This is a genomic window from Ilumatobacter nonamiensis YM16-303, from assembly GCF_000350145.1.
Lineage (GTDB): Bacteria > Actinomycetota > Acidimicrobiia > Acidimicrobiales > Ilumatobacteraceae > Ilumatobacter_A > Ilumatobacter_A nonamiensis.
In genome coordinates this window covers 1-8151 of the sequence record NZ_BAOL01000129.1, presented here as the reverse complement: position 1 = coordinate 8151, position 8151 = coordinate 1, and the positions used below count along the sequence as shown (strand labels likewise).

11 protein-coding genes and 1 tRNA gene are annotated in these 8151 nt (G+C 65.3%); 1 reads left to right on the top strand and 11 read right to left on the bottom strand.

Annotated features, from left to right (window positions below; translation table 11 throughout):
- The coding region (locus ON45_RS12635) for a carotenoid oxygenase family protein (RefSeq protein ID WP_040494345.1) at window positions 1-651 on the bottom strand (651 nt) is incomplete at its 3' end.
- A gap of 81 nt (window positions 652-732) precedes the next feature.
- Here ON45_RS12635 and ON45_RS12630 point away from each other — a divergent pair.
- Window positions 733-1359: a TetR/AcrR family transcriptional regulator gene (locus ON45_RS12630; protein ID WP_040494344.1), complete on the top strand. Its 627-nt coding sequence runs from the start codon at window positions 733-735 to the stop codon at window positions 1357-1359.
- On the opposite strand, the gene ON45_RS12625 is transcribed toward ON45_RS12630, so the two are convergent.
- The 10 genes from ON45_RS12625 to rpmG form a co-directional block, all read right to left on the bottom strand.
- On the bottom strand, window positions 1356-2915 hold the full coding sequence (locus ON45_RS12625; protein ID WP_040494343.1) for an AMP-binding protein: 1560 nt from the start codon (window positions 2913-2915) through the stop codon (window positions 1356-1358). The genes ON45_RS12630 and ON45_RS12625 overlap by 4 nt on opposite strands.
- Complete coding sequence (locus ON45_RS12620) at window positions 2915-3436, bottom strand: nuclear transport factor 2 family protein (RefSeq protein WP_051062990.1); 522 nt, start codon at window positions 3434-3436, stop codon at window positions 2915-2917. Before ON45_RS12620 ends, ON45_RS12625 begins: the two co-directional genes overlap by 1 nt.
- A 37-nt stretch (window positions 3437-3473) precedes the next feature.
- Entirely contained in the window at window positions 3474-3938 is a 465-nt protein-coding gene (locus ON45_RS12615; RefSeq protein ID WP_051062989.1) for a nuclear transport factor 2 family protein, read from the bottom strand.
- Entirely contained in the window at window positions 3935-4735 is an 801-nt protein-coding gene (locus ON45_RS12610; protein ID WP_040494342.1) for an SDR family NAD(P)-dependent oxidoreductase, read from the bottom strand. The genes ON45_RS12615 and ON45_RS12610 overlap by 4 nt, the downstream gene beginning before the upstream one ends.
- 80 nt (window positions 4736-4815) lie before the next feature.
- Window positions 4816-5514, bottom strand: coding sequence for a 50S ribosomal protein L1 (gene rplA / locus ON45_RS12605; RefSeq protein ID WP_040494341.1), 699 nt, complete (start codon window positions 5512-5514; stop codon window positions 4816-4818).
- Between the two features lie 208 nt (window positions 5515-5722).
- The gene (gene rplK, locus ON45_RS12600; RefSeq protein WP_040494340.1) at window positions 5723-6148 is read right to left on the bottom strand and encodes a 50S ribosomal protein L11; all 426 of its coding nucleotides are present in this window, start codon (window positions 6146-6148) and stop codon (window positions 5723-5725) included.
- A 67-nt stretch (window positions 6149-6215) separates the two neighbouring features.
- Window positions 6216-7319, bottom strand: a complete 1104-nt coding sequence (gene nusG, locus ON45_RS12595) for a transcription termination/antitermination protein NusG (RefSeq protein ID WP_241432202.1) — start codon at window positions 7317-7319, stop codon at window positions 6216-6218.
- A gap of 5 nt (window positions 7320-7324) precedes the next feature.
- Entirely contained in the window at window positions 7325-7627 is a 303-nt protein-coding gene (secE, locus tag ON45_RS12590) for a preprotein translocase subunit SecE (RefSeq protein ID WP_051062988.1), read from the bottom strand.
- A gap of 62 nt (window positions 7628-7689) precedes the next feature.
- Window positions 7690-7763, bottom strand: a tRNA-Trp gene (locus ON45_RS12585).
- Between the two features lie 76 nt (window positions 7764-7839).
- Entirely contained in the window at window positions 7840-8004 is a 165-nt protein-coding gene (gene rpmG, locus ON45_RS12580; protein WP_040494339.1) for a 50S ribosomal protein L33, read from the bottom strand.
- Between the last annotated feature and the right edge of the window lie 147 nt (window positions 8005-8151).

Below are 8151 nucleotides of genomic sequence, written 5' to 3'. Positions count from 1 at the left end.
GTGGTTCCGGGTGACGTTGAAGTCGTGCATCATCACCATGTTCGGGATGTCGATGCCCTCCAACTGCTGGAGGACCCCGTCGGCGCTGATCCGGATGTAGTTGAGGAACGGCGGCTCGGCGCTGAGGTAGCTGAACGCGATCAGTTCGCCCGTCACCGGACACACCTTCGGATGAGCGGTCATCGAGGTGGTGAGCGCGCCGTCGTAGTTCTTCGGCCCGAGCGTGTTCAGCTCACCGTCGACGCGCCACGGCCAGTGGCCCTCCTCGAGACACAGCAGTTCTCCGTTGTGCGGCATCACATGCGTGTTGCCGGTGCCGCGGGTCAGGTCGCCCATCGTGTCCATCGGATCCTCGACCGGGTCGGTGATGTTCGGCGTCTGGATGAATCGGTTGCGGTACCACTCGGCCTTGCCTCCGGACAGGCGCACACCGTGCAACATGCCGTCACCGAAGAACCAGTGATCGGACGTGCCCGACGCCGGGTTCGGACCGGTGCGCACATAGGTGCCGCTGAGCTCGGGCGGGATGATCCCATCCACACGGAGCTCGGTCTCGGTGAGTTCGTCGAGCACCGGCGCCCAGTTGCCACGGAGGTGCCACGGCGGACCGGTCGGGTCGGCGGCGGTCGGGTTGTCCTCGGTCACGGTCATGGCTGCGAAAGTACCACCCGCGCGCGCTCAATATTTACTCGGAGTAACATCTCCGCGTTCGTGGCGCTACGGTCACGGGACGTGAGTACGGCGTCCTCCTCGAACAACGGGTCCAAGCGTGGACCGGGCCGACCACCGGGAGGTGGGGTCATCGTCGACCGCGCCCAACTGCTCGAAGCGGCGACCTCACTGATCCGCGATCGCGGCCCCGACGTCACGATGGCCGACATCGCCGCCGCGTCGACCGTCACGAAACCGATCCTGTATCGCACGATCGGCGACCGGGAGGCACTGACGAACGCTCTGTCGGAGACCCTGATCGACCGGATCAACGCGGCGGTCAACATCCGAGTGAGCACGGGCCGCGATCCTCGCGACGACTTCCACGCGGCGGTCAGCGGGTACCTCGCCGCGATCGATGCCGACCGCAACCTCTTCCTGTTCGTGAACGGCGGCGGCCACGACACGGCCGTGCTGCAGCGACTCGTCGAACGTTCGGCACAGCAACTGGTCGACCTGTTCGCGGCAGCAGGTCGCGATGAGGTGGCGTCGCGCACGTGGTCGCACGCGATCGTCGGTGCGTTCCAGATCGTCGCCCTGATGTGGCTGCGCGACGACTATTGCGACATCGACACCCTCGCCGACAACCTCGCCGACCTGTTGTGGCCCGGCGTGTCGGGCGGCGGACGGTCGTCGGACGACAGCTAGCCCGAAACGCCGGTCAGTTCGCCGGCGAGCCAGGAGTCGCGCAGGCGGCGCTTGTTGACCTTTCCCATCGTCGTCCGACCGAGATCGGTGACGAGGTGATACTCGCGCGGGCACTTGTAGGTGCTGAGTCGTTCGCGCAACCACGTCGAGATCTCGTCGACATCGGGAGGCGCGGCGGCGTCGGTCGGAATCACGAGGCCGACGAGCTTCTCGCCCATGTCGGGATGGGGCACTCCGACGCACGCCACGTCGGCGACGCCCGGGTGGTCGATCAACAGCAACTCCGACTCCGCCGGGTAGATGTTGACGCCACCCGACACCACCATGTCGTTGAACCGATCCGTGATGTACACGTAGCCGTCGTCGTCCATGTACCCGATCTCGCCCAGGGTGAAGAGTCCGGGCTCGGGATTGGACGCTGCGGTCTTGTCCGAGTCGTTCGGGTACACGATGCCGCGACCGGTGTCGTCGCGGAAGTACAGCTGACCCTCCGTTCCCGCCGGCAACTCGTTCAACCGGTCATCGAGGACGACCGCGTGGAACGGTGGGATCGAACGGCCGACCGAGCCACGGTGATCCATCCACTCCTCACTCGTGATCGAACACACGGTGCCGACCTCCGTGGCCCCGTAGGCGTCGCGGAACACCGGTCCGAACCACTCGATCATCCCGGCCTTCACATCGATCGGACACTTCGCTCCCGTGTGTGCGATCAACTTCATCGAGCTGACGTCGTACTTCGCCTTGACCTCGTCGGACAGCGCGAGCATCCGCACGAAGTGCGTCGGCACCATCACCGCCGACTCCGTCCGGTACCTGTCGATCGCAGCGAGCGTGGCCTCGGCATCGAATTTGTCGAGGATCACCGACGACACCCCCGCGCAGAGCAACCGCATTCCCGAGAGGGGACCGGTGTGATACATCGGTCCGACCACGAGGTGCGTGCCGAATCCGGCGAACCCGCCCTGCGCCAACCGCTCCAGGTGTTCGACCATGTCGACCCCGCCGGCGAACATCGTCGGCGGAAGTTCGGTGCCCTTCGGAAGCCCCGTCGTGCCCGACGTGTACAGCAGATTGGGCAGCGGGATGATCGAGGAGGGCGGATCATCGGTGGAGCCCGCGGCCAGCCACTCGTTCCAGCCGGTGACGCCGTCGATGTCGTCGCATCCCCAACCGATCACCGTCCCGACTCCCGCCTCGGCCGCCGCAGCGAGTCCGCGTTCGACGGTCTCGGGGCCGACGAACACGATCCCGCTCTCGGAATCACTCAGGATGTAGGCCGCTTCCGAGGCGGTCAGATGGAAGTTGACCGGCACCGATGACGTTCCGGCGAGCAGACCACCGAGGTGCGCAAGTGCAGTTTCTGCGGCGTTCTCGGCGAAGACCGCGATGCGGTGGTGCGTTCCGAGCTCACCGCGGGCATCGGCGTCGCGGAGCCGGTTCGCACAGCGATTGAGCGCCTCGTCCACATCGCTCCAGGTGTACTCGCGCTGAGCATCGACCAATGCGAATCCGGTCGGGTCCTCGGCAGCGCGCTGCTTCGCGAACGCAGGCATCAGACGCCCATCCGCCGACCGGCGGCGGGCCGATCGAAGTCGGCTTGTCGGAACAGGCTCGCGTCGATACCCATCGTCTCGGGCACGTGCTCCTTCGTGTTCGCGTGATGCACGCACACGCGGTGCCCGATCCGCCATTCGCCGTCGCGGCACTCGTATCGGTCCTGATACCGGCCGTACCAGGTGGACATCATCCGCTCGACGCCGTCGAACAGGTGCGTGATGCAGTAGGCCTCGCCGCGCCCGTTGACCATGTCGTCGTCGATCTCGACGCGGTGGGTGTAGATGGAGTGCATCGTCCACGTCCACTTGTCGTGGCTCCCCACGCAATGGTCACAGAAGTCCCACGCGTTCCCGCTGTACCGACCGTGCTCGTCGATCGCGTCAGGCCAGTACGCCGACTTCATGACATCGCCGTCGAGGCGGTCGATCCCGTACGAATACCGTCGCGCCGCTTCGCGGCACGCCTCGATCGCGCACAGCTGCTCGACCGTGGGAGTGGGATTGGCGATCTCGCTCATGGCCGCCGACGTTACCGAACGACCATTCAGGTACTCCCTATCGGACGGTGACGGCGGGATTGCCCTCGGTCCACATCACGACCAGGGTGCGATGCGCGATCCGCCAGCCGGCGGAGGTGCGGACGACCTCGTCCTCGTAGCGTCCCGCGATGATCAGGTTCGGGCTTCCTTCCGGCAACTCACGGATGTGCTGTGCCTGGAGGTAGCACCGATGCGTTCCACGATCGACGTCGACGGTGACCTCGTGGTTCCCGACCAGGTGCTGACTGTCGTCGAGGTTCTCGAGCGCTGTCCGAATCCGGTCACGAATCGCGTCGCGACCCTCGAGCATCGCCGGACTGCCGAGCTGAGCGGTCGACTCGGGCACGAAGACGTCGTCGAGCAGCTCCCAGTTCTTCGTGTCGATCGCCCTGCAGTAACGCAACGCGAGCGCGACGATGTCGCGCTCGTCGAGGAGTCGCTGGACGACCGGATCGGTGTGGGTGTCTGCTGCAGAGCTCATACGAGTGTCCATCCTCCATCGACGGCGATGTTCTGGCCGGTGACATAGCTCGACAGATCGCTCACGAGGAACAGCACCGCGTTGGCGATGTCGCGCGGGGTGCCTTTCCGGCCGATCGGCACGTTCGCTGACCGCTGCTTCATCAACGGTCCCATCAATCCGCTCGTCGACGGTTCCGTCGGCCAGAAGTGCTCGATCTCTCCGGCGTGCATCCGATCGAGGGTCGGTACCGGAACCACGCCCGGACTCACGGCGTTGACCCGGATGCCGTGTGGCGCGAGGTCGACCGCGAGGCTGCGCGAAAAGTGGATCGCACCGGCCTTGGCCGAGTCGTAGCCGGTGCCGAGGCACGGCAGGAGTCCGTCGACCGACGCGATGTTCACGATCGCTCCGCCGTCACCCTGGTCGACCATGCGAGCCGCAACGGGCTTGGAGCAGTGGAACAGACTGGCGAGATTCAACTCGATCGAACGGCTCCAGGACTCGACGCTCTGGTCGAGGATGCTGCCCGCCTCGTGGTACGACCCGGCGTTGTTCACCAGGATGTCGATCCGTTCGCCGATGTCGCCGAGCACGCTGGCGCACTGTGCAGCGTCGCGGACATCGAGGTCCAGCGCGGTTCCACCGACGTCGCCCGCGACGCGATGTGCGCCGACGGTGTCGATGTCCGCCACGATCACGTCCACCCCCACTTCGGCGAGCGTTCGCGCGATTCCCTCGCCGATCCCCGTCGCTGCGCCGGTCACGACCGCCACCTTCCCGGACAGGTCCAGGAGTGCGCCGGCCGACTCGTTCATCGGGTCATCGTAGGAATGTGGCGGCGACCGACCCGAGTCGGGCCGCGCACAGCGACAGGTTCAGAGAGTCGGAAACCGGATCAGTCGGTGTCGGGCTTCAGCCGCGAGATGTCGACGCGGACGCCGGGTCCCATCGTCGCCGATGCGGTGACCTTCTTGATGTAGCGACCCTTGGCCGAGGCCGGCTTCGCGCGGTTGATCTCGTCGATGACCGCCCAGAAGTTCTGCTGCAGCGCGGCGTCGTCGAAACTCGCCTTGCCGATCGGGACCTGGACGTTCGCGTAGCGATCGGTCCGGTACTCGACCTTGCCGCCCTTGAACTCACCGACGGCCTTGCCGACGTCGGGCGTGACGGTCCCCGTCTTCGGGTTCGGCATCAGGCCACGCGGGCCGAGCGCACGACCGAGGCGACCGACCAGCGGCATCATGTCAGGTGCGGCGATGACGAGATCGAAATCCATCATGCCGCCTTCGACCTGCTCGAAGAGGTCGTCGGCGCCGACGAAATCGGCTCCGGCCTCGCGGGCGGCGTCGGCAGCTTCACCAGCGGCGAAGACCGCGATGCGCACGTCCTTGCCGGTTCCGGCCGGGAGTGCAACGGTGCCGCGCACCATCTGGTCGGCCTTGCGGGGGTCGACGCCGAGTCGGATCACGATGTCGATCGACTCGTCGAACTTGGCGGTCGCCGTGTTCTTGGCGTGCGTGACCGCTTCCTTCGGTGCGTACATGAACTCACGATCGAACGTCTTCAGCGCGTCGTTGAATTTCTTTCCGGACATTGGTTGTCTCCCTCAGTGTTGAGTCCGCCGGCCGAGGTGGTTCCGGTCGAGACTGTTGGTTGTAGAACTTCGAATCATTCGATTTCACTGACTCCGCGAAGTGCGGAACCGGATCTCACATGAAGCGCCGGAGGCGCTTCGGGCCGGAGGCCCGAGAAAGGATCGAGTGCGACGGAGTCGCACAGACGCCGTCAGGCGTCCGTCGTCGTCAGACGACGTCGATCCCCATCGAGCGGGCGGTACCGCGGACCTGGAGCTTGGCTCCTTCGAGGTCGACCGCGTTGAGGTCGGGCATCTTGATCTCGGCGATCTCCGCGACCTGGGCCTCGGAGATCGAACCGGCGGTCTCGCTGCCGGGGTTGTTGGCCGCCTTCTCGAGGCCGGCCTTTTCGCGGATCAGCGTCGACGTCGGCGGCGTCTTCAGGACGAACGAGAAGCTGCGATCCTCGAAGATCGTGATCTCGGTCGGGATGACGGTGCCGGCCTGGGCTTCGGTCTGAGCGTTGTACGCCTTGACGAAGTCCATGATCGCGATGCCGTGCGGGCCGAGGGCCGTACCGACCGGCGGGGCGGGGCTCGCCTTGCCGGCTTCGATCTGGATCTTGACGACCGCCATGATTTTCTTCTTGGCCATGTGAATTCTCTCTTCGTGTTCTCGTCAGTTGGGGTGGGGTGGAGTCGCTGCGCTACGCCCGGTGGGCTCAGAGCTTGGCGACCTGGCTGAAGTCCATCTCGACCAGCGTTTCGCGGCCGAAGATGTTGACGAGGACCTTCAGCTTCATGTGATCTGCGTTGATCTCGGCGATCTCGCCGGTGAAGTCGGCGAACGGGCCTTCCTTCACGCGCACGCTCTCGCCTTCCTCGTAGTCGAGCTTCGCCTTGCGACGCGGCGCCGCCTCGACACCCTCGGTCTTCGGGGTGAGGAACGTCTTGACCTCGCGGCGCGACAGCGGCGTGGGCTTCTGGCCCTTCTGCTGCTGGCCGACGAAGCCGGTGATGCCCGGCGTGTTGCGCACGCAGTACCAGGACTCGTCGTCCATCCGGCAGCGGACCAACAGGTAGCCCGGGAAGACCTTCTTCATGACGGTCTGCTTCTTGCCGTTCTTGTACTCGTCGACCTCTTCCATGGGGATGACGATCTCGTAGATCTTGTCCTCCATGTTCATCGACTGGATCCGGGCGTTCAGGTTCGCCGTGACCTTCTTCTCGTAGCCGCTCTGCGTGTGGACCACGAACCACTTGCCCGGACGCTTGTTGGGATCGTCGACCTCGACCGGCGCTTCGGGTTCCGCTTCCTCACCCGCATCAGCGTCGGCATCGGAGTCGTCGCCGGCGCTCTCGTCGGTCTCCTCGGCGACGGGCTCGTCGCCGGATGCCTCGTCGGCGTCCGTGGTGTCACCGGTGGGGAGGAGCTCTCGGGCATCGTCGGTGGAGATGTCGACGTCGTCGGCGAGGACGGCCTGCTCATCGGTCGCAGCGGTGAGATTGGCGTCACCGGTGGGCAGCAGATCGGCGGGGGATGCCGGGCTGATCTCGGTGTCGGGGGCATCGACTTCGGCCGCCGGATCGTCGGCGACCTCGTCGGAGTCCGCGGCGATCTCCGCGAGACCGGATTCTGCGGCCTTCTCGTAGCCCTCGACCGGAGCGTCATCGGTCGGCAACGCATCGGCCACCGAAGCCTCCGCGTCATCGGACAGGTCGGAGACCTCCGACTCGAGCGCCGCAGTCGATTTCTCGGCCTCGGACGACACCGCGCTCAGCTGAGCGTCCAGGTCGTCGAGATTGTTGTCGTTGTTGTCGGTCATATCGCTCACGTTGAGTAGAACCATTCGGCCAATTTGCCGAAGAAGTAGTCGAGGCCGCCCACCAGTGCGGTGTAGACGATCACCGTGACGAGCACGACGATCGAATAGCGGACGATCGCCGGACGCTGCGGCCATGCGACCTTGCGCATCTCGTCACGGACCTCACGGAGGTACTGGACGGGGCCGACGCGATCCTGCTTCTTCTTCGGCTGCTGGCGTTGCTGCTTCTGAACCTTTCCCTTGTCATCGAGCGCGCCCATCTTCTTCAGGTGGCGCTTCTGCTCGCGGTTGAGGTCGTCCAGTGACACGGTGGTTGCTGCGATTCTTCGATCGTCGAATACGGATGGATGATGAGTTCCGGGGAACTCTGCAGGGCAGGAGGGATTCGAACCCCCGACCGTCGGTTTTGGAGACCGATGCTCTAGCCAGCTGAGCTACTGCCCTCTGTGGAGAGGAATGGGGGAGCCAGGGTACCAGCGCCTCCCCGACACCCCGGGGTGGGGCGTCGGCCACACTCGCGTCAGCGAGTCTCCTTGTGCAAGGTGTGCTTGCGCTCGTTGCTGCAGTACTTCTGCATCTCGAGACGCTCGCGGTCGTTCACCTTGGACTTCATGGTGATGTAGTTGCGCCGCTTGCAGTCGGTGCACTCCAGGGTCACTTTGACCCGCTTGTCACTCTTGGCCATGTCGGCCTCACTTTCATTGAGAACACCGACCGGCCGGTCCCGGCGGGACCGGCCGATCGAGTGTGTCGTGCAGTGTGCGGACCGTCGGCCCGCACGGATTCATCGGAAGATCGTCAGGCGATGATCTTGGTGACTCGGCCGGCGCCC